This window comes from Klebsiella sp. SYXHC3 (assembly GCF_057196925.1).
Map to the genome: position 1 here is coordinate 101,330 of NZ_JBXUNG010000010.1, position 23,861 is coordinate 125,190.

A 23,861-nucleotide genomic window follows, 5' to 3' on the forward strand; every position below is an offset into this window, starting at 1 on the left:
GCTAAAACTCAAACTGATAGAGCAAATCGAGAGCCTGGTCTACGCCAGACACCGCTTCCATATATAGCTTAGGCATCAGGCGATAACGCAGGGTAAGCGTCGCCAAAGAGTCGAAGATGCCGACGCCGTATTTTACCTGAAGACCTGGCAGCACATAGCCGCTGACCACCACCTGGGAGGAGTCGCCTACCCCCTGGGTATCCAGCGCCAAATTGCTTACGCCAAACGTCTCGCCGATTTTACCCACAACCTGACCACTTTGTGCAACCCCCATTCCAATAAGCATTGAGGTCATTGCCGCACTATCGCTCTGTTCGCTGCCTAAACCCTGACCGCGTAACAGATAAGAAAGCGCTTCCTGCTGCGACATTGCCGGGTCGGAGAAGATCTCGGCCTTCGGCTGATCGGCAGAACCGGTGACGCGAACGCCGGCGATCACGTCGTCTTCGGTGGCTTCCGGGTTACGAATCGCTTCGATATTGAGCAGCGGCTGATCCGGCGGCCCGGAGAACAGCAGCTCGCCTTTACGCACGATCAGATCCTGACCATAAGCGTGGAAACGACCTTCCGGAATATTGATCTGGCCATTGAGCCCCAGCCCCTGCTTATCCTGCGCCACTTTCAGATCGCCGGTCAGACGCGCTTTCAGGCCGAAAGCGTCCAGACGCACGTTGTTGCCGACGTGAATCGTCAGGTTGCTGTTGATCGGAATACCGGCGCTCTGCGGCTTAATCGGCTTCAGATCTTTATCCAGCATCACCTCATCAGAAGAGACGCCCACCGCACTCTCCGGCACCTCGTTCACCACAATACGCGCCCAAGGTACGTCAACGCGGCCATCGAGGTTAAACAGGCTTGGCGTGGCGGTAAACACCACGTCCGGAGAAACATCCAGGCGGACCATCGGCGGCACGGTAATGCGCACCCGGCTACCCTTCGCCGCAATCTGCGCGCGCCAGTTGTCGATTTGCGTCCAGTCGGCGTTGCCGCTCAGCGCAATCTGCCCCTGTTTGGTATTCACCGTCCCCTGCAGGGTCGAACGCGTTCCATTGAAGTTCATCGCCAGCTGGCTCGGCTGCATATCAAACGGCATAAAGTTGCCGTCGATATCAACGCCGCTCAACTGCATCTGACCAAACAGTTGCGGGCTCTGTAAGTTGCCGCCCAGACGCAAACGAGCATTAAGCTTGCCTTCTGCTTTCTCGCCGCGAGCGAAGATCGGGTTAATCATCGCCAGCGAGAAGTTGCTAATGTTGACGTTGCCGCCCAGGTTACGCCGCCCCTGCGGGTCGGTCACCTCCACCTGGCCATCAAGCTGGCCGTTGTTGGTCAGGCGTATCAGCCAGCCCAACTGCGCCCGGTTGTTATGCAGGTCGGCGCTGAGGTTAAGCGTATCGAAAGCCACCGGCAGCGGTGCGTCGTTGACCGTCTGGGTGACTTTGACGTTGCGCCCGCTGAGGGTGACTTTGCCCTGCGGCAGCCCCTCTTTGGTGGTGTCCCAGCTCACATCGGCGTTACCGCTAAACACGCCGCTTGCCTGGGTCGCCTCCGGCATAAACGGCTTCAGCATCGCCAGATCGAAACGGTTGAGATTGACCACCGCGCGCCCGCTGGCGCCGGCATCGATGGTCTGCGGTACGCACAACTCGGCATTCGGGTTGCTCCAGCAGTGCGGCCCGATGCTGATTTTCTGTTCTTGATTACGGTAATCCAGCGCAATGTTGCGCGTCAGCGCCACCGGCCCTACCGGCGTCTGGAAACGGGTATTGCTCAGGGTGCCCTTCCAGCGCTCCTCTTTACGATCGAAGCTGCCCGCCAGCGTCAACTGGCCCGACACCGGCTCGCCCTGTACGCGCAGCTGTAAATCGTGCTGCTTCTCAGTCCCTTTGGCATTCAGCTGCACCAGGCTGATGTTAACGCCCGGCTGGCTGATACGATCGACGCGTACGTCAAGATTACCGCCAATCTGGTCGCTGGATTTGACATCGCCTTTGACGTTGACCTGGGCTACCGTCAGTTCCTGCCAGCGTAAAGCGCGAGCGGTGATATCCGCCAGCAGCTGCGGCGCATCGATGGTGCCGCGCACCTTCAGCAGACCTTTCGCCGTACCGCCGAGCCCCGGCAACGCGTTATCGAGATGCGGCGCATCGATGGTGGCGTCGAGATTGAGGTCTTTCACCCCCAGCTCGCCTTTCACATCGGCGCTGTTTGGGCCAAGCGCCAGATGCAGTCCCGGCACTTTCCACTGCATATAGCTGTTACCCTGCAGCGAACCGTGGACATCCACTTTATTCTGTTTCACGTTGCCGGTAATTTTCAGCTCGGGAACCGCCATCTGCCAGCTGCTGCCATACAGGCTACCCTGGGTTTTGATAATCCCGTTCAGCTTCGACGGCCAGTCCGGCACCTCTTTGGCGGTATTAATGCCATCGAGGGTCAATTCGCCGCGCCAGCTGATCGCCTGCTGCCAGTCGAGCAACGCTTTCAGTTCGGTTTTCCCCTCCAGCGCCGCTACGGTCAGCTTATCCAGGTTCACCTGCTGTTCATTGCCTTTAGCATTAAGGGTAATTTTAGCCGGCGGCAGCGACTGTCCTTTCACCGCGGTACTAAACGCCATGGTGTAGTCGGTCATTTTGCCGCTGAATTTCAGATGCAGATCATCCGCCTGGAACTGTTTCTCGCCGGTAAACGGCCAGTACAGCTGCTTACTCTTCACTTCCATATTCAGCGGCAGACCGGCTTCCGCCAGCTGCGCTTCGGCGCGCAGGGTCATGGCCACCGAGCCGGCTAAATCAACGCCGACCTGCAGTTTTTTACGCAGTTCGCCGCCAACTTTCAGCTTTACCTTCTCGCCTTTCAGCGGGTCGATGTTCAGCGTGCTGTCGAGGGTGATGTCGACCGGCCAGTTATCCTGCAGTTGCGCGGTGCCGGAAGCGGTAACCTTGCCCTGGTCGGAATCGACGTCCAGCGCATCAAGTTTCATCTGCCCGTCGATGCTGCTCACCTTCAGCAGCAGGTTGTAGACGGTCATATCGGTGTCGCCGGTCAGGCGCAGCTGTTCGCCGCGGAACTCCTGAATATTAAGGTTCAGCGGCAGATGCACATCGACCATCTCCGGTAGCACCGGCTGCGAGAACAGATCTTTCATCGTCTCGCCAAGCGGCTTCTCTTCCGGTTTCGGATGGTCAATTTTCGGCTCCACCACCTGCTCCTGCGCCACTTTCGCCACCTTCGGCAGGGCGATGAGCAAGCCCTGGAGCGAAGTCGGCGTCAGAGTCAGGTTTTTCTCCTGCCAGTTCAGGCCGGTGGAGAAATCGCGCAGCGAAACGGCGGTGTCGTCGATTTTGACATTGACGTTATGCAGCGCCACGCGGCTGAGGGTAATGGGGTATGGCGTCGAGAGGTTCAGCGGGCCGGAATCTTCTTCCTCTACCGGCGCCGAAGGCGGCATCTTTTTGGTATCGATAGCGACGTAGATATCACGCAGCGAGATATCGTTTACGCACAGGCTGCTATCCCACAGGCAGCGCAGCTTGACGCCGAGATGGAACTGGCCGGCCGTCACCGCTACGCCCGGCTGTTCGAAGCGCACGTTCTGTAAGGTCAGGTCACGCCAGCCGCCGGTAACCTTGCCGATCTCCAGCCCCGGCACCCAGCGGTCCGCCGCTTTCAGTACCAGATGCAAACCGGTAGTAGTGCCGACTAAAAAGCCAACCGCACCAATCAGCAACACTAAAAAGAGTAATACGCCGAGGCTTATCTTCTTCCATAAACTCATAATTCAGGCCCCAGACCGATATAAAACTGTAAACCGTGTTCTTCTTTGTCGCCGATAGGTCTGGCGATATCCAGCTTGATCGGCCCGACCGGCGATTGCCAGCGCACGCCGACGCCCGCGCCGGTTTTAAAATCGCTTTTACGGATGTCGCTTACCGCTTCGCCGCTGTCAATAAACATCGCCCCCCACCATTTTCCGGTGACGTTGTATTGATACTCCAGCGAGCCTGTTGCCAGCTTTGAGGCACCGATCAGCTTGCCGTCGTCGTCTTTCGGCGAGATCGACTTGTATTTATAACCACGAATGCTGCGGTCGCCACCGGCGAAGAAACGCAGGTCCGGCGGAACTTTGCTGAAGTCATCGGCTTCAATCCAGCCAAGGTTGCCGCGCACCACGAAGCGGTGGCGGTCATAGAGGGTGCGGATCCACACGTCCTGCGCCTGCATGACGATAAAGTTAATGTCCGAGCCCCACATGGTGTTGGAGTAGTCCACCGAATAGCGCTGGGAATCGCCCCAGGTCGGCATCAGGCCGCCGCGGGAGCGGGTGCGGTTTACCGAGACGCCGGGATAAAGCAGCATGGTGGTATTGGTGACGTTCGCCTGGGTAAAGTGGTCCAGACTCCAGCGCAAATTAATCGCGCGCTGCCAGCCACTCGACATCTCCCAATAGCGCGACAGCGCCAGGGTGGTGGAGTCGGCCTTGGTATCGTTAAGGTCGGTACGCTTAAAACCGCCCTGCATCAGGTAATACTGCTCAAGCGGGCTTTTTAACAGCGGGACTTTGTAGCTGAAATCGAACTGCTGTTCCGGCGCGGAGAGGCTGATGCTGGAGCTCAGGCTGTGGCCGTAGGAGTTCATCCACGGCTTTTTCCACGTTGCTTTCACGCGCGGCCCGACGTCTGTCGAATAGCCGACCCCGGTTTCCACGGTGTTCTCTTTGCGTGGCGAAACGACGCCCTGCAGAGGCAGCACCTTGGTTTTGCGTGATTTATCAAACTGCGGCGCGACGACCACCGAGTTAAACCAGCCGGTCGCCGCCAGGCGGCGGTTCAGCTCCGCCAAATCCTGCGAGGTGTAATAATCACCCTGTTTAAAGGGCACCAGGCTTTGCAGGTACTCTTCGCGGATCTGCGAACCGGTAAAACTTACCGGACCAAAGCGGTAGCGCTCGCCGCTGTTGTAATCTATATCCCAGAAAGCCTGATGGCGGTCGAGCGACACGCCGAGCTGGCTTTTATTGAACTCGCTATCGAAATAGCCTTTACGCAGCGCCACCTTGGTGAGCGAGCTTTTGAAGCCGTCATAATCGCTGTGATTAAGTACCGTGCCAATTGCCGGACGCGTTTTCAGCAGGTCCAGATAATCGTGGTCGGTGCGCGCGCCGCCGCGCAGGATAACCTCGGTACCGCCAATGCGCACCGGCTCGCCGGGAGTTACTTTGGCAATCAGTACCTGACGCCCTTTTTTGGGCGGCGGACGCAGATCGAAATCGATAGTGGGTTCATAATAACCCAGCGCTTTCAGGCCCTCGCGGATGGCGTCATCGACGCGCGCGCGAAAGCGACGGTCCGGCGTGACCTCATCGCTCTGGATCGTGGATAGTTGGGCGCGGACGTTTTTTTCCAGTTCCCCGGATAACCCCTCAACCTGCAAACGCACATTCGCTGCGCTGGCGACCCCGCTGACCAGCAAAAGGCTGGTAACGCATATCTGGCGGATTTGTTGCACGTGTTCTCCTGAATATCCTTGTTTCCCCCCGAAGGAAACGCAAGTGCCGCTCCACGGCTTAACAAAACCCTAACAACTAAGGGTTGAAAAAGTGACGGTAACCCAAATAATTCTTATGTTTAAATTTAGACGTATTGAGCGTGTTTATTGTCTAAAAAGATACGCGACGTTACAACCTTAACCACAAATTGCGAGGCCAACCGTGAGTCTATTTGATAAAACGCATCTTGTCGCCCAGGCGGATGCACTACCGGGGCGCAACACGCCGATGCCGGTAGCAACGCTCCACGCCGTTAACGGCCACTCAATGACCAATGTTCCTGAAGGAATGGAGGTCGCGCTGTTCGCGATGGGCTGCTTCTGGGGCGTCGAGCGTCTGTTCTGGCAATTGCCGGGGGTCTACAGCACCGCGGCGGGCTATACCGGCGGCTATACGCCAAATCCAACCTATCGTGAAGTCTGCAGCGGCGACACCGGGCACGCGGAAGCGGTGCGTGTGGTGTATGACCCGCAGGTCATCAGCTATGAACAACTGCTGCAGGTTTTCTGGGAGAACCACGATCCGGCGCAAGGGATGCAGCAGGGTAACGACCACGGCACGCAGTACCGTTCAGCTATCTACCCGCTGACGCCAGAGCAGCTTGAAGCGGCGCAGGCCAGCATGCTGCGTTACCAGGCAGCGATGCGCGACGCCAACGACACCCGCGAGATCACCACCGAAATCGCCACGGCGAAACCGTTCTACTATGCCGAGGACGATCATCAGCAGTATCTGCACAAAAATCCGTACGGCTACTGCGGTATCGGCGGGATTGGCGTTTGCCTCCCCCCGCAGGCGTAATCCTGAAGAGTAAGGCCGCTGGCGAGAATAATTATCGCTCTGGTGGCTTTACAGACATTTACGCTATACTACGCTGTGTCATAGCCGGTCCAGCGCCTTCGGACCGGTTTTTTATGTATTCCACATTAAAAGAGTTATCCACTTCCCTTCCGAGGATCTGGCCTCAACGGTCAGAAAAGATATGTTAAACAGTATTTTAGTAATACTTTTCCTTATTGCCGTCAGTGCATTTTTTTCGATCTCTGAAATCTCACTGGCCGCATCACGTAAAATCAAACTCAAATTGCTGGCTGATGAAGGCAATGTGAACGCGCAGCGCGTTCTCAAAATGCAGGAAAACCCTGGCACCTTCTTCACCGTCGTGCAGATCGGCCTTAACGCCGTGGCCATTCTCGGTGGTATCGTCGGCGATGCCGCCTTTTCGCCTGCTTTCCACAGCGTACTGAGCCGCTACATGTCGCCGGAGCTTTCCGAGCAGCTGAGCTTTATTTTCTCCTTCACCCTGGTCACCAGCCTGTTCATCCTGTTTGCTGACCTGACGCCGAAACGCATCGGTATGATTGCGCCAGAAGCCGTGGCTTTGCGCATCATCAACCCGATGCGCTTCTGTTTACTGGTCTTCCGCCCGCTGGTGTGGCTGTTTAACGGCATGGCGAACAACATCTTCCGCCTGTTTAAAATCCCAATGGTGCGTAAAGACGACATCACCTCTGATGATATTTACGCGGTGGTGGAAGCCGGTGCGCTGGCCGGGGTACTGCGTAAACAGGAACACGAATTAATTGAAAACGTCTTTGAGCTGGAATCCCGTACCGTCCCCTCTTCGATGACGCCGCGTGAAAACGTGATCTGGTTCGATCTGCACGAAGACGAGCAGAGCCTGAAGAATAAAGTGGCGGAACATCCGCACTCCAAGTTCCTGGTATGTAACGAGGATATCGATCACATCATCGGCTACGTCGATTCCAAAGACCTGCTGAACCGCGTACTGGCAAACCAGAGTCTGGTGTTAACCGGCGGCGTGCAGATCCGCAATACGCTGATCGTGCCGGATACCCTGACGCTCTCTGAAGCGCTGGAAAGCTTTAAAACCGCCGGCGAAGACTTCGCGGTGATCATGAACGAATACGCGCTGGTGGTAGGGATTATCACCCTCAACGACGTCATGACTACCCTGATGGGCGACCTGGTCGGCCAGGGGCTGGAAGAACAAATCGTCGCCCGCGATGAGAACTCCTGGCTGATTGACGGCGGGACGCCGATCGACGACGTGATGCGCGTGCTGGATATCGATGAGTTCCCGCAGTCCGATAATTACGAGACCATCGGCGGCTTTATGATGTTCATGCTGCGTAAGATCCCGAAACGCACCGATGCGGTGAAGTTCTCCGGTTACAAGTTTGAAGTGGTGGATATCGATAACTACCGTATCGACCAGCTGCTGGTCACCCGCATCGACAACAAACCAACGGTACTGGTACCGAAACTGCCTGATATCGAAGAAGCGGCGAAAAAAGAGAAAGGCGCGGCGTAAGCGGCCCTGAAAACATCAACGGCTCCCGATGGGAGCCGTTTTTTTTCGTGCCGTCATACCACGTTATGCGGTCTCTGTTTGCAGACGCATAACCTGACGATTGACCTCGGACATCACTGAGAAGTGCAGCTTGTCCTTAACCTTCGGGATAAGGATTTTGCCCTTATCAAATTCAAAAGCGCCAACGTCCTTGATGTACAACCGTCCACGAAACAGGATCTTCACGTACTTCGCCACTTGCAGCGGATTGTAGCGTTGGAAAATTTTCATTGTTGTCTCCTGCCAGGGTTACGCTCCTGCGGTGCCACAGTTAGCCCGCGTATCGGGAGCGCAAATTTTAATGCCCTAAAACTATAGTCCAGATTTCCGAAGACACCCAGTCTGTAGAAGTTTTTTTACCCTTTGATGACAATAATTCAGAATTTTCGTTTCAGGCATACGTAGTTGTTAGTATAAGTTTCCGTTTTTGATCGAATGTGTGCGTTGGCACGCAAACTGGCATCACGCTTGCGGGTAATGGCGACGAATCGCACTTATCATTAAACAAGACCAAGTGGTCGGATCACCTGCATATAAAAAAGGATATCTCATGACCCTACGTAAGTTGCTGGCGGTTTCCGCCCTCCTGTTGCCGTTAATGGCTTCGGCGCATAATTTTGTCGACGGTCAGCGCGTCGCGCCGGTAGGCATCGCCGATCGCGGAGAACTAATACTGAATAACGATAAGTTTAGCTACAAAAACTGGAATAGCTCGCAGCTGGCGGGAAAAGTGCGCGTCATCCAGCATATTGCCGGGCGTACCTCGGCAAAAGAGAAAAATGCCAATTTGATTGAGGCGATTAAGGCGGCTGGCCTGCCGCACGACCGCTATCAGACCACTACCATCGTCAATACCGACGACGCTATCCCCGGCTCCGGGATGTTCGTGCGCAGCAGTATTGAGAGCAATAAGCAGCTCTATCCGTGGTCGCAGTTTATCGTCGACAGCAACGGCCTCGCGCGCAAAGCCTGGCAGCTCGATGAAGGCAGTTCGGCAATTGTGGTGTTAGATAAAGACGGGCGTGTTCAGTGGGCAAAAGACGGCGCGCTGACCCAGCAAGAGGTGCAGCAGGTTGTCGGCCTGCTGCATAAGCTGCTTAATAAATAGAGACGCGGAAGCCGGGGTTGAGGAAGGATTCACGCGGCGTGTAGTCGAGGGTTTTACCCTGCCAGTCGTGAACGTGCGCCCCGGCGGCTACCGCGACCGCATGACCGGCGGCAGTGTCCCAGGTGCTGGTCGGCCCGAAGCGCGGATAGAGCTGCGCCTGGCCTTCCGCCACCAGGCAGAATTTCAGCGACGAACCGATTGAGGTGGTCTGGTGCTCGCCCAGTTGCTCCAGATACTCCTGCAGCTCCGGATCGTTACCATGGGAGCGGCTAATCACCACCAGCGGCGGGCGAGCATCGCGAACCTGAATCTGCTTGCGCACGCCGCACTCTTCTTTCCACGCCTTGCCATTTTGCGCGCTGTACATCACTTTCATCACCGGCGCGTACACCACGCCCAGCGTCGGTTTGCCGTTTTCAATCAGCGCGATATTGACGGTGAATTCGCCGTTGCGCTTGATAAACTCTTTGGTGCCGTCCAGCGGATCGACCAGCCAGTAGCGCTGCCAGTGCTGCCGCACTTCCCAAGCCGGCGGATCCTCTTCAGAGAGGATCGGGATTGTGGCATCCAGCGCCTGCAGGCCGCTGACAATGACTTTATGCGCGGCGATATCCGCCGCGGTAACCGGAGAATCATCCTTTTTGCTGCTCACATCCATCGGCTGGTTCCCATCGTAGACATCCATGATGGCATCGCCCGCGGTCCGTGCAAGCTGACATACTTGTTCTAACATTCTCCACCTCTTCTGGTTACAGTGGCGTTAACTCGTTGTTTTATTTATATCGCATCATCACCAGTTCCGCTATCTGTGATAACACTAGCGGTTTCCATTCACGCTTTTCTGGCAGAATTCACAATTCTGTAAGCAACAGAATGTAAATACATTTTCTTTTGTGCCATTGCTCATAAAAAAGGACGCCTCTGATGATTAAGTTTAGCGCAACGCTGCTGGCCACGCTGGTGGCGGCCAGCGTCAACGCGGCGACGGTCGACCTGCGGATCATGGAAACCACCGATCTGCACAGCAATATGATGGATTTCGATTACTACAAAGATGCCGCGACGGAAAAATTCGGCCTGGTCAGAACCGCCAGCCTGATTGAAAAAGCCCGCGCGGAAGCGAAAAACAGCGTGCTGGTGGATAACGGCGATGTTATTCAGGGTAGCCCACTGGGCGACTATATGGCGGCAAAAGGACTCAAAGAGGGGGATGTGCATCCGGTTTATAAGGCGATGAACACCCTGAATTACGCCGTCGGCAACCTGGGCAACCATGAATTCAACTACGGTCTCGACTTCCTGCACAAGGCGCTGGCCGGGGCGAAATTCCCCTACGTTAACGCCAACATTATCGATCTCAAAACCGGCAAACCGATGTTTACGCCCTATCTGATTCAGGATACCGAGGTTCAGGATAGCGATGGTCAATCCCATACCCTGCGCATCGGCTATATCGGTTTTGTGCCGCCGCAGATCATGACCTGGGATAAAGCTAACCTCAACGGCAAGGTGAAGGTCAACGACATCACTGAAACCGCGCGTAAGTATGTACCGGAGATGCGCGCGAAAGGCGCTGATGTGGTGGTCGTGGTTGCACATTCCGGCCTCTCCGCCGACCCCTATCAGGCAATGGCAGAAAACTCGGTCTACTACTTAAGCCAGGTACCCGGCGTTGACGCCATTATGTTCGGCCACGCCCACGCGGTGTTCCCCGGTAAAGACTTCGCCACCATTAAAGGCGCGGATATCGCCAAAGGTACGCTAAACGGTATTCCGGCGGTGATGCCGGGAATGTGGGGCGATCATCTCGGGGTGGTCGATTTGGTGCTGAATAACGACAGCGGTAAATGGCAAGTGACGCAGGCTAAAGCCGAAGCGCGACCTATTTACGACGCGGTAGCGAAAAAATCACTGGCGGCGGAAGATAGTAAAATGGTGGCGGTGCTGAAAGCCGATCACGACGCCACTCGCGAATTCGTCAGCAAGCCTATCGGCAAGTCCGCCGACAACATGTACAGCTACCTGGCGCTGGTGCAGGACGACCCGACGGTGCAGGTGGTCAACATGGCGCAAAAGGCCTATGTCGAACACTACATTCAGGGCGATCCGGATCTGGCGAAACTGCCGGTACTCTCCGCCGCCGCGCCGTTTAAAGTCGGTGGGCGTAAAAACGATCCGGCAAGCTTTGTCGAAGTGGAAAAAGGCCAGCTCACCTTCCGTAACGCCGCCGACCTCTATCTCTACCCGAACACGCTGGTGGTGATGAAGGTAAGCGGTAAAGAGGTCAAGGAGTGGCTCGAATGCTCCGCCGGGCAGTTTAACCAGATTGACCCCGCCAGCAGCAAACCACAGTCGCTGATTAACTGGGACGGGTTCCGCACCTATAACTTCGACGTGATTGACGGCGTCAATTACCAGATCGACGTCAGCCAACCGGCGCGCTACGACGGCGAGTGCCAGATGATTCACCCGCAGTCAGAACGCATCAAAGACCTGACCTTTAACGGTAAGCCTATCGATCCGCAGGCCACCTTCCTCGTCGCCACCAATAACTATCGCGCCTACGGCGGCAAATTCGCCGGTACCGGCGACAGCCATATCGCTTTTGCCTCCCCGGACGAAAACCGTTCGGTGCTGGCGGCGTGGATTGGCGCACAGTCGAAGAAAGATGGCGCGATCCATCCGGCGGCGGATAACAACTGGCGACTGGCGCCGATCCACAGCAAAACGCCGTTGGATATTCGCTTTGAGACCTCGCCTGGCGACAAAGCCGCGGCGTTTATCAAAGAGAAAGCACAGTATCCGATGCGGCAGGTAACGACCGATGAGATCGGTTTCGCTATTTATCAGCTGGATTTGAGTCAGTAATGCCTGTTCCCCGGTGGCGCTGCGCTTACCGGGGCTACAAAGCGGAGCTGGCCGGTAGCCCGGATAAGGCGCCAGCCGCTATCCGGGGTTACAGGTAGTGATACATTTTCACTCCCCGTGGTTAGCCAGCACCGCGGGGAGATTCAGCTCGATCCAGTCCGCCAGCGCCGCCACCTTCTCGCTCACCTGCAGGCCGAGCGGCGTCAGGCTATATTCAACATGCGGCGGCACCACCGGATATGAAACACGGTCGATAAAGCCATCCTGTTCCAGCGCCTGTAAGGACTGCGCCAGCATCTTTTCGCTGACGCCGCCCATTTTGCGCCGCAGATCGCTAAAGCGGTGGGTCCCCTCGCGTAGCGCCACCAGAATCAACACGCCCCAGCGGCTGGTCACGTGTTTTAGCACATCACGCGACGGGCACTGTTCAGCAAACAGATTCCCGTTGCGCAGTTTGTCGCTCAGCGTCGGTTCGGCCATTTTATACTTACCTTTTTGTGCGTACTTACTAAAAGTTAGTTAAGGTGTTAGCTTACCACAACTGCCAATGAACACGAAGGAGAAGACCTATGATCGCGATTACCGGCGCCACCGGCCAGCTTGGCCAGCACGTACTGCATGATCTGTTAAAAACCGTCCCCGCCAGCCAGATTGTGGCGATTGTCCGCAACCCGGCGAAAGCGCAAGCGCTCAGCCAGCGGGGCGTCACTGTGCGGCAGGCCGAGTACGGCGATGAAGCCGCCCTTACCGCCGCGTTGCAAGGGGTTGATAAACTGCTATTAATCTCCTCAAGCGAAGTCGGCCAGCGAGCCGTTCAGCACCGTAACGTCATTAACGCCGCCAAAGCCGCTGGGGTGAAATTTATCGCCTATACCAGCCTGTTGCATGCCGATACCTCACCGCTGGGCCTGGCCGGTGAACATATCGAAACCGAACAAATGCTGGCTGATTCCGGTATTCCTTACGCGCTGCTGCGTAATGGCTGGTATACCGAAAACTATCTGGCCAGCGCGCCGCCGGCGCTGGAACACGGCGTGTTTATCGGCGCCGCCGGGGAGGGTAAAATCGCCTCCGCCACCCGTGCCGATTATGCCGCCGCCGCCGCTCACGTTATTGCCGGTGAGGGTCATGCCGGGAAAGTTTACGAACTGGCGGGGGACAACGCCTGGACCCTGAGCGAACTGGCTGCAGAGCTGAGCAAGCAAAGCGGGAAAAATGTGGTTTATCAAAACCTCAGCGAAGCCGATTTCGCCGCCGCGCTGAAAAACGTCGGCCTGCCGTCCGGGCTTGCCGATATGCTGGCGGATTCCGATACCGGCGCGTCGAAAGGCGGACTGTTTGACGACAGCCGCACTCTGAGCAAACTGATTGGCCGCCCGACCACGTCGCTTGCCGATAGCGTAAAAGGCATCATTTAACCGCTCCCTGTCAGTTTTTGCGGTTGCGTCCCGGCGCTTCATCTCTAATATTGAAGGGATGAATCGTCGGGAGACACGGCATGCAGGGCGTACCACCACAATTTAGCGATGAAAAAGACCGCGCGCGCTTTCGCCATCTCGAACAACTTCCCGGCGTTGAGCTCTATCACGCCCATATTTCTCGTTATGCCTTTGAACCGCATACCCACGAAGCCTTCGGCATCGGCGTGATTGAACAAGGCGCCGAACGCTTTCGCTATCGCGGCAGCCAGCACGTCGCTTCAGCCAATTCCATCGTCACCATGAATCCGGATGAGCTCCATACCGGCGAGGCGGAAACCGCCGAAGGCTGGCGCTACCGGATGATTTATCTGGAGCCGGATCGGCTGGAAGCCTTCACCGGTGTTCGCCACTGGTGGTTCAGCGAGGTTGTGCGCCAGGAGCCGCAGCGTGCCCGGCAAATCGGCCAACTGATTTACGGCCTGTGGCACGCTGACGATCCGCTGGCGCAGCAAGGGATACTGCTCGACCTGGTTGATATCTTCCGCCCGCTGGCCCACCATGCGCCAATGGCGCCGGAAGCGGCGCACCGCTTCGATCGGGTACGCGACTACCTGCACGATAACTATATGCGCGCCGTCAGCCTTGATGAACTGGCGCAGGTGGCAGCGCTCAGCCCCTATCACTTCCAGCGCCAGTTTAAAGCCCACTTTCACGTTACCCCGCACCAGATGCTGATGGCGATTCGCCTTTGGCGCGCCAAGGCGTTTCTGACCCACGGCATGCCTGCCGCCGAAGTGGCCATCGCCGCCGGGTTAACCGACCAGTCACATTTAACCCGTGCCTTCACCCGTCGCTACGGCATCACACCGGTGCGTTACCAAAAGCAGGTCGCCGGGCGCTAAAGCGCAATCTCATACAATATTCTTTCCCTCGTACCCTCCTACACTTGGCGCAAGCAAACTGAAGATGGATGTCATCATGATTAGCGGCGTGTTGTATGCCCTGCTGGCGGGGTTAATGTGGGGGCTGATTTTCGTCGGCCCGTTGCTGGTGCCGGAATATCCGGCGGTGCTGCAGTCGATGGGGCGCTATCTGGCGCTGGGACTTATCGCTCTGCCGCTGGCGTGGCTCGGCCGCGCGCGTCTACGCCAACTGAACGGCAAGGACTGGTGGACCGCGCTGGCGCTGACCATGATGGGAAACCTGATCTATTACTTCTGTCTGGCCAGCGCCATTCAGCGCACCGGCGCGCCGGTATCGACAATGATTATCGGCACCCTGCCGGTAGTACTGCCGGTGTGCGCCAACCTGCTTTATAGCCAGCGCGATGGCAAGCTGCCGTGGCGGCGGCTATTTCCGGCGCTAATCTGTATTGCCCTGGGGCTGGTGTGCGTCAACGTGGCGGAGCTGCAGCACGGGCTTCCTGATTTCAGCCCGTGGCGCTATGGTTCGGGCATTGTTCTCGCGCTGATCGCCGTCGTCTGCTGGGCGTGGTATGCCCTGCGCAACGCCCGCTGGCTGCGTGAAAACCCGGATAAGCCGCCGATGATGTGGGCCACCGCGCAGGCGTTGGTCACCCTGCCGCTCTCGCTGGTCGGTTACATCGCCGCCTGCTGGTGGCTGCAGGGCCAACACCTCAACTTTCCGCTCCCCTTCGGCCCGCGCCCGGCTGTATTCATCGCGCTGATGCTGGCGATTGCCGTGCTCTGCTCGTGGGTGGGCGCGCTGTGCTGGAATATTGCCAGCCAGCGTCTGCCGACGGTGATCCTCGGGCCGCTGATCGTCTTCGAGACGCTGGCCGGTTTGCTGTACACCTTCCTTCTCCGCCAGAGCCTGCCGCCGCTGCTGACGCTCAGCGGTATCCTGCTGCTGGTGCTCGGCGTGGTGTCGGCGGTTCGCGCCCGCCCGGATAAACCGGTCCTGCAGGAACTGCGCGTTGAGCCCAAAAAATAGCCTGGTATCCCAAAGGGGTATTCCCATCGACATAAGATGCATTTAATATGCATCTTATATTTTTGATGACGAGGTAATTGCTATGGCTTTCCGTGACCAACCTTTGGGCGAGCTGGCGCTGAGCATCCCGCGCGCCTCCGCACTGTTCCGTCAATACGATATGGATTACTGCTGCGGCGGCAAACAAACCCTGGAGCGCGCGGCGACGCGCAAAGCGCTGGATGTTGCGGCGATTGAAGCCGAGCTGGCGAAACTGGCCGAGCAACCGGTCGAGCGCGACTGGCGCGCCGCGCCGTTCGCCGACATCATCGACCACATCATCGTTCGCTATCATGATCGCCACCGCGAACAGCTGCCGGAATTGATCCTGCAGGCAACCAAGGTTGAACGCGTCCACGCCGATAAACCGAACGTGCCAAAAGGGCTAACCAAATATCTGACCATGCTGCACCAGGAACTCTCCAGCCACATGATGAAAGAGGAGCAGATCCTGTTCCCGATGATCAAGCAGGGCATGGGCGCTCAGGCCGGTGGTCCTATCAGCGTAATGGAAAGCGAGCATGACGAAGCGGGCGAACTGCTGGAAGTGATCAAGCACATCACCCATAACGTGACGCCGCCGCCGGAAGCCTGCACTACCTGGAAAGCGATGTACAACGGCATTAACGAGATGATTGACGACCTGATGGAGCACATCAGTCTGGAAAATAACGTGCTGTTCCCGCGTGCCCTCGCCGGAAAATCATAAAAAAAGGCGCCCGCAGGCGCCCTCTCGACATTGTCAGTTTATTGGCCACTCCGGGTGGCCTTTTTTATTTCGCCAGACGTTTTTTACCGGCAAACAGCCAGCCCGCGCCCAGCAGAACAAACCACAGCGGGGTGACCATCAGCGCTTCGCGGGTATCATCTTCCAGCGTCAACAGCACCAGTACGAAGACGAAGAAGGCCATGCACACCCAGCACATCACTTTACCCAGCGGCATCTTATAGATGGACTTCTCGTGCAGCTGCGGACGCTTTTTACGATAGACCAGATAAGAGCAGAGGATAATGGTCCAGACGAACATGAACAGAATCGCCGACACCGTGGTGATCATGGTGAACGCGGCAATCACGCTCGGGTTGACCATCAGCATTACCACGCCGCCCAGCAGGCACATGCAGGAGAAGGTTAAGCCCTTCGCCGGCACCGCGCGCTTCGACAGCTTGGCGAACATTTTCGGCGCCTGGCCTTCCTGCGCCAGACCGAACAGCATACGGCTGGTGGAGAACACTCCGCTGTTAGCGGAAGAGGCGGCGGAAGTCAGTACCACGAAGTTGATCAGGCTGGCGGCAGCCGGCAGGCCGACCAGAACAAACAGCTCAACGAACGGGCTCTTGCTCGGCACGACGGAGCTCCACGGCGTCACCGACATAATCACAATCAGCGCGAAGACGTAGAACATAATGATACGCAGCGGGATGGAGTTGATCGCCCGCGGCAGTGATTTTTCCGGGTCTTTGGTTTCCGCCGCGGTAGTACCCACCAGCTCAATCCCCACGAAGGCGAATACCGCTATCTGGAAGCCGGCAAAGAAACCGCTGAGGCCTTTCGGGAACCAGCCGCCGTCATTCCACAGATGCGCGAATGAGGCTTCGACGCCGGTCGGCGATTTAAAGTGCATCATCACCATCACCAGGCCGACCACGATCAGCGCCACGATAGCGACGATTTTGATCATCGCGAACCAGAACTCCATTTCGCCAAACATCTTCACGGTTGCAAGGTTCAGGCCCAGCAGCAGCAGGATAACCGCTAACGAAGCGACCCAGTCAGAAAGTCCGGGGAACCAGAACTGCGCGTAGGCGGTGATGGCGACAACGTCCGCCATCCCGGTGACCACCCAGCAGAACCAGTAGGTCCAGCCGGTAAAATACCCCGCCCACGGCCCTAACAGGTCGGAGGCGAAGTCACTGAATGATTTATATTCGAGGTTCGACAGCAGTAATTCGCCCATTGCACGCATGACGAAAAACAGCATAAAACCGATGATCATATAAACAAAAATAATGGATGGCCCGGCGAGACTGATGGTCTTGCCAGACCCCATAAACAGCCCGGTGCCGATCGCCCCGCCGATAGCAATAAGCTGAATATGCCGGTTAGTGAGATTTCGCCGTAGCGATTGTTCAGTCGTCTCCTGCTCGTCGGCAACGACTTTGACCTGATCTACCATGTGATTTTCTTCCTGTTGTACCTGTCTGTGTTGTTCAGGCTCTGTTGGCCTGTCATTTGTCGCAACCCTGGCAAGAGGGTTTATCGATATTAGGTAAGAATCGGAGGGATGAATACTATGATTTAGATATAATGTTAATTTTATGTTTAAAGTGAGTGTTATATCACCAATGTAACGCGAAACAGCTCACAAAAATACACTCAACGAACTTATATGCAATACAAAATTCCAATAAATTTATAACTTAAGGATTTTACACTGTTTTTATCGGCTTCCTCCCCCTGACAGGAGAGGAAGCCCCTGGTGCTTAAATAATGTCCAGCAGCTCAACTTCAAAGATGAGGGTGCTGAATGGCGGGATAGAAGCACCCGCGCCGCGCTCGCCATAAGCCAGGTTGTGCGGAATAGTCAGTTCCCATTTGGAACCCACCGGCATCAGAGTCAGCGCTTCGATCCAGCCGCCGATCACGCCGGTCACCGGGAATTCAGCCGGTTCGCCGCGGGCCACGGAGCTATCGAACACGGTACCGTCGATAAGTTTGCCGGTGTAGTGAACGCGTACGCGGTCGGTGCGCGCCGGGATCGGGCCTTCGCCCTGCGTCAGTACGCGGAACTGCAGGCCGGATTCAGTGCTGTTCACGCCTTCTTTTTCACGGTTTTCATCGAGGTATTTCTGGCCATCAGCGGCCATCGCCTGGAAGCGCTCGCGACGCACGGCGTCAGCGCGTTCATGGATTTCACGCAGCGCGCGGTGTACGGCTTCAACCGGCACCTGCGGCTGATTACCTTCCAGCGCATCGGCAATGCCGGCAACCAGCGCTTCCGGCAGCAGCCCCTGCAGGCCGGATTCGCTCAGTTGTTGTCCAACCTGCAAGCCGATACCGTAACTTGCCTGCGCTTCGATAGTGTCAAAAGTCGGGGTTGCCATCTTTGTTCCTTTTTTGGGTGATAAACATCTTGAGAAAAGCGTTCGAAAGCATAACAGCCATAGAGGAATGGGTAAAACTTTGTCGGCGGATGATGACAAATCTCAGCGAAACAGAAACAATAGGCGATATCAGGTTAACCTCTACCTTCAGGACGTTAGCCGTCTATACTCATAAGCAGGATAAAAATATGCGGAGCAGGAGGAAAGCCATGCCCGGGCGCTTTGAATTGACATCTACCCTGGCGAAGATCTGGCACGCCCCGGATCAACTTCGTCTCATGGATCCGCTACCGCCCATGCATCGCCGCGGCATCATCGCCGGCTTCCTGCTGGTCATTATTGGTTTCCTGCTCCCCTCCGGCGATAACAGCACGCCGACCCAGGCCAGCCGCGAAGCTAATCTCGATCTGCAGTCCCAGTCTCAGCCGCAAGGTTCGGGCAATCAGGCCGTGCCGCTTCCGCCAATCACCAATACACCGACGGTCAGCGATGCCGACCAGGTTGCGCCTGTGGCGCCTGAAGCCATTCAGGATGAACAGCCAGACCAGACGCAAACCGCTTCCTCTTCTCAGCCGTATCAACAACCGGCGCAGCAGCAGTCTGCTCCGGGCATTGAACAGCAGTGGCGCACCTACCGGATTGAATCCGGCAAAACGCTGGCGCAGCTGTTCCGCGACCACGGACTGCCAGCCACTGACGTCTATGCCATGGCGCAGGTCGAAGGCGCCGGCAAACCATTAAGCACCTTGCAAAGTGGACAAACGGTGCAAATTCGCCAGAACGCCAACGGCGTCGTCACCGGCCTCACTATCGATACCGGCAACGGCCAGCAGGTGCTGTTCACCCGCCAGTCGAACGGCAGCTTCGTGCGCGCGCGATAAACACTTCGCTTAGGTCGGGTCGAACACCCGGCCTAACGCGCCTGGTTTTTGTTCACCCAGCGGATCCCTACGCATACCAACACCAGTGCGATCGCGTACTTCCACTCAAAAATATTCTCGCCAAGAAAGATCGCCGACAGCACCGTCCCGGCCACCGGGATAACAAAGTTAAACGGCGCAATCATACTGACGCGGTTGTGCTTGAGCAGCACGCTCCATAGTGCGAAAGCTATCGACGACAGCAGAGTTAAATAGCCAAGGATCATCGCTGCGGTCAGGCTGTGCATCCGTAGCTCCCCGCCGGTCAAATACCCGCCCGCCACCAGCACCAGGCCGCCGAAGGCCAGTTGCCAGCCGGTCATCACCGTCGGGTCGACGGTTTGCGAGATGCGTTTGCCGTAGAGCGTCGCCGCCGAGAGGATGAACGCCGCCAGCACGACAAAGCCATCGCCCTGCCAGACAAAATTAAAATCGCCCAATGAGGTGTTGAAGTTCACCAACATCACGCCGACGAAGCCCAGCACACAGCCGATAGTTTTGTTATAGCTGAGCCGGTCATTCTGGTAGATAAAATGCGCCAGCAGAACGCTGAAGAACGTCCCGGTGGCATTCATAATCGATCCCTTCACTCCGGTGGTGAATGCCAGGCCAACGTAGAAGAAGGCGTACTGGATAGCGGTCTGCGTCAGCCCCAGCATCGCCAGCTGCCCGCACTGGCGGCCATTGAGCCGGGCGATGGGTTTGCGCTGCGCGAGCGCAAACAGCAGCAACAATAAGCCCGCAAACAGGAAGCGATATCCGGCAAAAACAATTTTTGAGGGAACATCATCGGTGGCGATGTGCAGAAGCTCATAGCCGTTTTTAATCGCCGGATAAGAACTGCCCCACAGCAGACAGCATAGGGTCGCGCAGACATAAGCTACTTTTTTATTGGCAAAAATCGAGGGGGTCGGAAAGGAAGCGTCCATTAACTTTACCGGAAATAAAATCGTGTTTTATTTTATCATCCAGAAAGTGGAGAGAATAGCTACCATACCAGATAAAAATCAGGCTGGCGCTAAAAAGCAAAACGCCGGCACAAGGCCGGCGCATCGACGTGAGTTGAGTAAAAAATTACTCAGCTACAACGTTAACAACCAGTTTAGCGAAGACTTCGCTGTGAACCTGGAAGTCTACTTCGTGCTCACCGGTGGTGCGCAGAACGCCGTTCGGCAGGCGAACTTCGCTCTTCGCAACGGCAACGCCAGCTGCAGAAACAGCGTCAGCGATGTCGCGAGTACCGATGGAACCGAACAGTTTACCTTCGTCGCCAGATTTGGACGCGATGGTAACGGTGCCCAGTGCGTTGATTGCTTCAGCACGTGCGTTAGCAGCGGCCAGAACGTCAGCCAGTTTGGCTTCCAGTTCAGCGCGGCGCGCTTCGAAGAACTCAACGTTTTTCTTGGTAGCTGGAACAGCTTTACCCTGTGGTACCAGGAAGTTACGAGCATAGCCCGCTTTAACGTTTACCTGATCACCCAGGCTACCCAGGTTTGCTACTTTATCAAGCAGAATAACTTGCATTACCTTATCCTCTCAAAGTCGTATTAATGGACCGTGACCGATTACTGATGACGATCAGTGTACGGCAGCAGGGACAGGTAGCGTGCGCGTTTGATAGCGCGAGCCAGCTGACGCTGATATTTTGCACGGGTACCGGTGATACGGCTTGGGACAATCTTACCGCTTTCGGTGATGTAGTTTTTCAGCGTAGCGATATCTTTATAGTCGATCTCTTGAACGCCTTCCGCGGTGAAACGGCAGAACTTGCGACGACGGAAATAACGTGCCATATGGCTAGTCTCCAGAATCTATCAATTCAATCTGCTCGGCATGCAGAACCATTTTACTCAAGCCGTTCTTTGCCTTATGGCAACTAATGAACCCTTGAACGGTGACTGCGCTACCGACCGTTATACTGTGAGTAATGGCCTGGTTCTCGTGTCCGCTAATAATAACGGGCATTTGGCACCACGCCTGCCGGTGAAAACCGGCTTCCTCCTGCACAGAACGATGCTCAAGCACGAACTGGCAATGAGGAATTCCTGACGGGCTGACCTTTCGAAGGGGCATCCTGCACACGGTGCCGGACAACACCAGACGGTTGGTCATCAGGATTACTCTTCAGAATCCCCAGCTTCAGAATCATCTGCGGTTTCGTTAGCGAAATCTTCACGACGCTCACGGCGCTCGTCTTTCGCTTTAACCATCGGAGATGCTTCGGTAACAGCGTGCTTAGTACGCATTACCATGCTGCGGATAACGGCGTCGTTGAAGCGGAAGTTAGTTTCCAGCTCATCGATCGCTTCCTGCGGCGCTTCAACGTTCAGCAGAACGTAGTGAGCTTTGTGCAGTTTGTTGATCGGATAAGCCAGCTGACGGCGGCCCCAGTCTTCCAGACGGTGGATCGTACCTTCTGCTGCAGTGATTGCACCAGTGTAACGTTCGATCATGCCCGGAACCTGTTCGCTCTGGTCAGGATGGACCATAAAAACGATTTCGTAATGACGCATCGAATTGCTCCTTACGGATTATTCAGCCTCCTGTCTGGGTCAGCCGCGGCCCATGGAGGCAAGGAACGTGTTAAAGGGCGGCTGAAAAATTGACGCGTCATTCTAATTGCGCCCCCCCAGGAACACAAGCGCATTTGCACAAATAATTCGCACTAAGCGCCAAGCTGGGCTAAGTGGGTGATTTAAAATTAACCAATAACGAACGCGGCATTTTTTTGAACAACTGCATCAGAAAAGGTCGCTATCAGGCGACGCGCCAGCGATTACAATTTAATCAATGGCCAGACACCAGCAAGAGGAGTCCAGCGTTTTACCCGTACTGTCAGTAAGGAGCGTTCTATGAAAAGCATTATCATCGCCGTTATGGCTGCGCTACTCCTTAGCGCCAACGCGCTGGCAGCCATCAAAATCGATGGGCGTCAGGCTCGCAACATGGACGATGTGCAGAGTCTGGGCGTAATTTATATCAACCATAATATGGCTAGCGAGCAAGAGGCCGACCAGGCCCTGAACCAGGAAAGCGATGCCCTGGGAGCGAAGTACTTCCAGCCAATCCTGATTCACGAACCGCAGAGCAATGGCCTTATTCATGCCAGCGCCGCTATTTACCGCTAACCCAGGTCGATGCTTCGCCTCTCCTCACGAGGGGCGAAGCGATAGCCGATGTAAACGCAATTGAGAATTATTTTCCAAACTGACTTACCAGCGTCATCGCAACCTGATTTAATCATCAATTCACCGTTTGTTAATCAGGAGTGATTGATGGTCCCGCGTTTCGCGACGTTAGGTCGCATCCCGAAAGGAGTTTGGGTGCTCGGCGGCGTCAGCCTGCTAATGGATGTCTCATCCGAGATGATCCACAGCCTGCTTCCGCTGTTTATGGCCACCACGCTCGGCGCCAGCGTCATTATTATCGGTCTTATCGAAGGGCTAGCCGAAGCCACCGCCTTAATTCTCAAAGTCTTCTCCGGCGTCATTAGCGACTACGTTGGCAAACGCAAAGGGCTGGCGCTGCTTGGCTACGGGCTGGGGGCGCTGAGTAAACCGCTGTTTGCCCTCGCGCCGAGCGCCGGGGTGGTATTTAGCGCCCGCATGATCGACCGCGTCGGAAAAGGTATCCGCGGAGCGCCGCGCGATGCGCTGGTCGCCGACGTAACACCGCCGGAGATCCGTGGCGCTGCCTACGGGTTACGCCAGGCGCTGGATACCGTCGGCGCCTTTCTCGGCCCGCTGCTGGCGGTGCTGCTGATGTTCATCTGGGCCAACGATTTTCACGCTATCTTCTGGGTGGCGGTCATTCCCGCCGTACTATCCATTGCTCTACTGGGCTTTGGCCTGCAGGAGCCGAAATCCGCCATCGCGCACAAACGTAGCAATCCGCTGAAGCGCGAAAACCTGAAAAAGCTCTCCGCCGCCTACTGGTGGGTGGTCGCGATTGGCAGCATTTTCACCCTCGCCCGCTTCAGCGAAGCCTTTTTGGTACTGCGCGCCCAGCAGATGGAGATCCCGCTGTTTACTATTCCGCTGGTGATGGTCGCGATGAACCTGGTCTACAGCCTCACGGCTTACCCGTTCGGTAAGCTCTCTGACAGCATGAGCCACAGCAAACTGCTGCAATGGGGGCTGCTGGTGCTGATCCTCGCCGATATCGTGCTGGCGCTCAGCGGCCACTGGAGCACGCTGCTGATCGGCGTCGCGCTGTGGGGGATTCATATGGGGATGACGCAGGGGCTACTGGCGGCGATGGTTGCGCATACCGCGCCGCCGGAACTACGCGGTACGGCATTCGGCATGTTTAACCTGATGAGCGGCCTGGCGCTGCTGCTGGCCAGTACCGGCGCAGGAGTACTGTGGGAAACCTTCGGCGCCGCATCGACGTTTTACGCCGGCGCGATGATTTGCGTGGTCACGCTCATCGGCATGCGCTGTATGCCATCGGCCTATCGTCAGGGTTAAAAACGGCTCCGGGGCCAGACCAGTTGCTTCACCCTGAGGTGAAAGCCCCGGAGCGC

Annotated in this window: 23 protein-coding genes; 11 read left to right on the forward strand and 12 right to left on the reverse strand. The window is 56.4% G+C overall.

The genetic code is table 11. From position 1 onward, the window contains the following. Position 1: 1 nt before the first annotated feature. Positions 2-3,778: an autotransporter assembly complex protein TamB gene (tamB, locus tag AC2CGP_RS20380; RefSeq protein WP_032715481.1), complete on the reverse strand. Its 3,777-nt coding sequence runs from the start codon at positions 3,776-3,778 to the stop codon at positions 2-4. Further along, positions 3,775-5,508, reverse strand: a complete 1,734-nt coding sequence (gene tamA, locus AC2CGP_RS20385) for an autotransporter assembly complex protein TamA (protein WP_032706723.1) — start codon at positions 5,506-5,508, stop codon at positions 3,775-3,777. The genes tamB and tamA overlap by 4 nt, the downstream gene beginning before the upstream one ends. A gap of 202 nt (positions 5,509-5,710) precedes the next feature. Here tamA and msrA point away from each other — a divergent pair, with 202 nt between their 5' ends. Both msrA and paeA read left to right on the forward strand, forming a co-directional pair. After that, positions 5,711-6,349 (forward strand): peptide-methionine (S)-S-oxide reductase MsrA, encoded by a 639-nt coding sequence (msrA, locus tag AC2CGP_RS20390; protein WP_015368592.1) that lies wholly within the window; start codon positions 5,711-5,713, stop codon positions 6,347-6,349. Between the two features lie 181 nt (positions 6,350-6,530). Then, positions 6,531-7,883 (forward strand): polyamine export protein PaeA, encoded by a 1,353-nt coding sequence (paeA, locus tag AC2CGP_RS20395; protein WP_015368593.1) that lies wholly within the window; start codon positions 6,531-6,533, stop codon positions 7,881-7,883. Between the two features lie 63 nt (positions 7,884-7,946). On the opposite strand, the gene AC2CGP_RS20400 is transcribed toward paeA, so the two are convergent. Then, the gene (locus AC2CGP_RS20400; RefSeq protein ID WP_015368594.1) at positions 7,947-8,153 is read right to left on the reverse strand and encodes a DUF1107 domain-containing protein; all 207 of its coding nucleotides are present in this window, start codon (positions 8,151-8,153) and stop codon (positions 7,947-7,949) included. Between the two features lie 319 nt (positions 8,154-8,472). Here AC2CGP_RS20400 and AC2CGP_RS20405 point away from each other — a divergent pair, with 319 nt between their 5' ends. Beyond that, a complete protein-coding gene (locus AC2CGP_RS20405) occupies positions 8,473-9,030 on the forward strand; it encodes a YtfJ family protein (protein ID WP_015704190.1) in 558 nt (185 codons plus the stop codon). Here AC2CGP_RS20405 and cysQ read toward each other — a convergent pair. After that, the gene (cysQ, locus tag AC2CGP_RS20410) at positions 9,020-9,763 is read right to left on the reverse strand and encodes a 3'(2'),5'-bisphosphate nucleotidase CysQ (protein WP_032713537.1); all 744 of its coding nucleotides are present in this window, start codon (positions 9,761-9,763) and stop codon (positions 9,020-9,022) included. The two genes, AC2CGP_RS20405 and cysQ, sit on opposite strands and share 11 nt — an antisense overlap. A gap of 191 nt (positions 9,764-9,954) precedes the next feature. Between cysQ and AC2CGP_RS20415 the strand changes: the two genes are divergently transcribed. Continuing rightward, a complete protein-coding gene (locus AC2CGP_RS20415; RefSeq protein ID WP_213759868.1) occupies positions 9,955-11,898 on the forward strand; it encodes a bifunctional 2',3'-cyclic-nucleotide 2'-phosphodiesterase/3'-nucleotidase in 1,944 nt (647 codons plus the stop codon). Between the two features lie 108 nt (positions 11,899-12,006). On the opposite strand, the gene AC2CGP_RS20420 is transcribed toward AC2CGP_RS20415, so the two are convergent. Beyond that, positions 12,007-12,378 carry a winged helix-turn-helix transcriptional regulator gene (locus tag AC2CGP_RS20420; RefSeq protein WP_015704186.1) on the reverse strand — a complete coding sequence of 124 codons (372 nt, stop codon included), beginning with the start codon at positions 12,376-12,378 and terminating at the stop codon, positions 12,007-12,009. Between the two features lie 89 nt (positions 12,379-12,467). Between AC2CGP_RS20420 and AC2CGP_RS20425 the strand changes: the two genes are divergently transcribed. From AC2CGP_RS20425 to ytfE, 4 genes are all read left to right on the forward strand, one after another. Then, positions 12,468-13,316, forward strand: coding sequence for an SDR family oxidoreductase (locus tag AC2CGP_RS20425; protein ID WP_100279283.1), 849 nt, complete (start codon positions 12,468-12,470; stop codon positions 13,314-13,316). Between the two features lie 80 nt (positions 13,317-13,396). Next, complete coding sequence (locus AC2CGP_RS20430) at positions 13,397-14,221, forward strand: AraC family transcriptional regulator (RefSeq protein ID WP_045360334.1); 825 nt, start codon at positions 13,397-13,399, stop codon at positions 14,219-14,221. 76 nt (positions 14,222-14,297) lie between these two features. Beyond that, positions 14,298-15,272 carry a DMT family transporter gene (locus tag AC2CGP_RS20435; RefSeq protein ID WP_213759896.1) on the forward strand — a complete coding sequence of 325 codons (975 nt, stop codon included), beginning with the start codon at positions 14,298-14,300 and terminating at the stop codon, positions 15,270-15,272. An 82-nt stretch (positions 15,273-15,354) separates the two neighbouring features. After that, positions 15,355-16,020 (forward strand): iron-sulfur cluster repair protein YtfE, encoded by a 666-nt coding sequence (gene ytfE, locus AC2CGP_RS20440; RefSeq protein WP_045396903.1) that lies wholly within the window; start codon positions 15,355-15,357, stop codon positions 16,018-16,020. A 64-nt stretch (positions 16,021-16,084) separates the two neighbouring features. Here the strand turns inward: ytfE and cycA are convergent, their stop codons facing one another. Both cycA and bamJ read right to left on the reverse strand, forming a co-directional pair. Further along, positions 16,085-17,488, reverse strand: a complete 1,404-nt coding sequence (cycA, locus tag AC2CGP_RS20445) for a D-serine/D-alanine/glycine transporter (RefSeq protein ID WP_015368603.1) — start codon at positions 17,486-17,488, stop codon at positions 16,085-16,087. A 307-nt stretch (positions 17,489-17,795) separates the two neighbouring features. Then, positions 17,796-18,416: a BamJ family beta-barrel-assembly machinery protein gene (gene bamJ / locus AC2CGP_RS20450; protein WP_002886687.1), complete on the reverse strand. Its 621-nt coding sequence runs from the start codon at positions 18,414-18,416 to the stop codon at positions 17,796-17,798. Between the two features lie 209 nt (positions 18,417-18,625). Here bamJ and AC2CGP_RS20455 point away from each other — a divergent pair, with 209 nt between their 5' ends. Next, positions 18,626-19,297: a LysM-like peptidoglycan-binding domain-containing protein gene (locus AC2CGP_RS20455; RefSeq protein WP_015368604.1), complete on the forward strand. Its 672-nt coding sequence runs from the start codon at positions 18,626-18,628 to the stop codon at positions 19,295-19,297. A gap of 32 nt (positions 19,298-19,329) precedes the next feature. Here AC2CGP_RS20455 and AC2CGP_RS20460 read toward each other — a convergent pair whose 3' ends face one another. From AC2CGP_RS20460 to rpsF, 5 genes are all read right to left on the reverse strand, one after another. Next, complete coding sequence (locus AC2CGP_RS20460; RefSeq protein WP_020079808.1) at positions 19,330-20,265, reverse strand: DMT family transporter; 936 nt, start codon at positions 20,263-20,265, stop codon at positions 19,330-19,332. Positions 20,266-20,410: 145 nt separating this feature from the next. Continuing rightward, the gene (gene rplI, locus AC2CGP_RS20465) at positions 20,411-20,860 is read right to left on the reverse strand and encodes a 50S ribosomal protein L9 (RefSeq protein ID WP_015368607.1); all 450 of its coding nucleotides are present in this window, start codon (positions 20,858-20,860) and stop codon (positions 20,411-20,413) included. 41 nt (positions 20,861-20,901) lie between these two features. Next, positions 20,902-21,129: a 30S ribosomal protein S18 gene (rpsR, locus tag AC2CGP_RS20470; protein WP_000135199.1), complete on the reverse strand. Its 228-nt coding sequence runs from the start codon at positions 21,127-21,129 to the stop codon at positions 20,902-20,904. Positions 21,130-21,133: 4 nt separating this feature from the next. Further along, on the reverse strand, positions 21,134-21,448 hold the full coding sequence (priB, locus tag AC2CGP_RS20475; protein ID WP_015704181.1) for a primosomal replication protein N: 315 nt from the start codon (positions 21,446-21,448) through the stop codon (positions 21,134-21,136). A 5-nt stretch (positions 21,449-21,453) separates the two neighbouring features. After that, on the reverse strand, positions 21,454-21,849 hold the full coding sequence (gene rpsF, locus AC2CGP_RS20480) for a 30S ribosomal protein S6 (protein WP_004098001.1): 396 nt from the start codon (positions 21,847-21,849) through the stop codon (positions 21,454-21,456). A 339-nt stretch (positions 21,850-22,188) separates the two neighbouring features. Here rpsF and AC2CGP_RS20485 point away from each other — a divergent pair, with 339 nt between their 5' ends. Together AC2CGP_RS20485 and AC2CGP_RS20490 are read left to right on the forward strand one after the other, a co-directional pair. Next, the gene (locus AC2CGP_RS20485; protein WP_020079809.1) at positions 22,189-22,464 is read left to right on the forward strand and encodes a YdgH/BhsA/McbA family protein; all 276 of its coding nucleotides are present in this window, start codon (positions 22,189-22,191) and stop codon (positions 22,462-22,464) included. Between the two features lie 147 nt (positions 22,465-22,611). Further along, on the forward strand, positions 22,612-23,805 hold the full coding sequence (locus AC2CGP_RS20490; protein WP_213759867.1) for an MFS transporter: 1,194 nt from the start codon (positions 22,612-22,614) through the stop codon (positions 23,803-23,805). Positions 23,806-23,861: the final 56 nt, after the last annotated feature.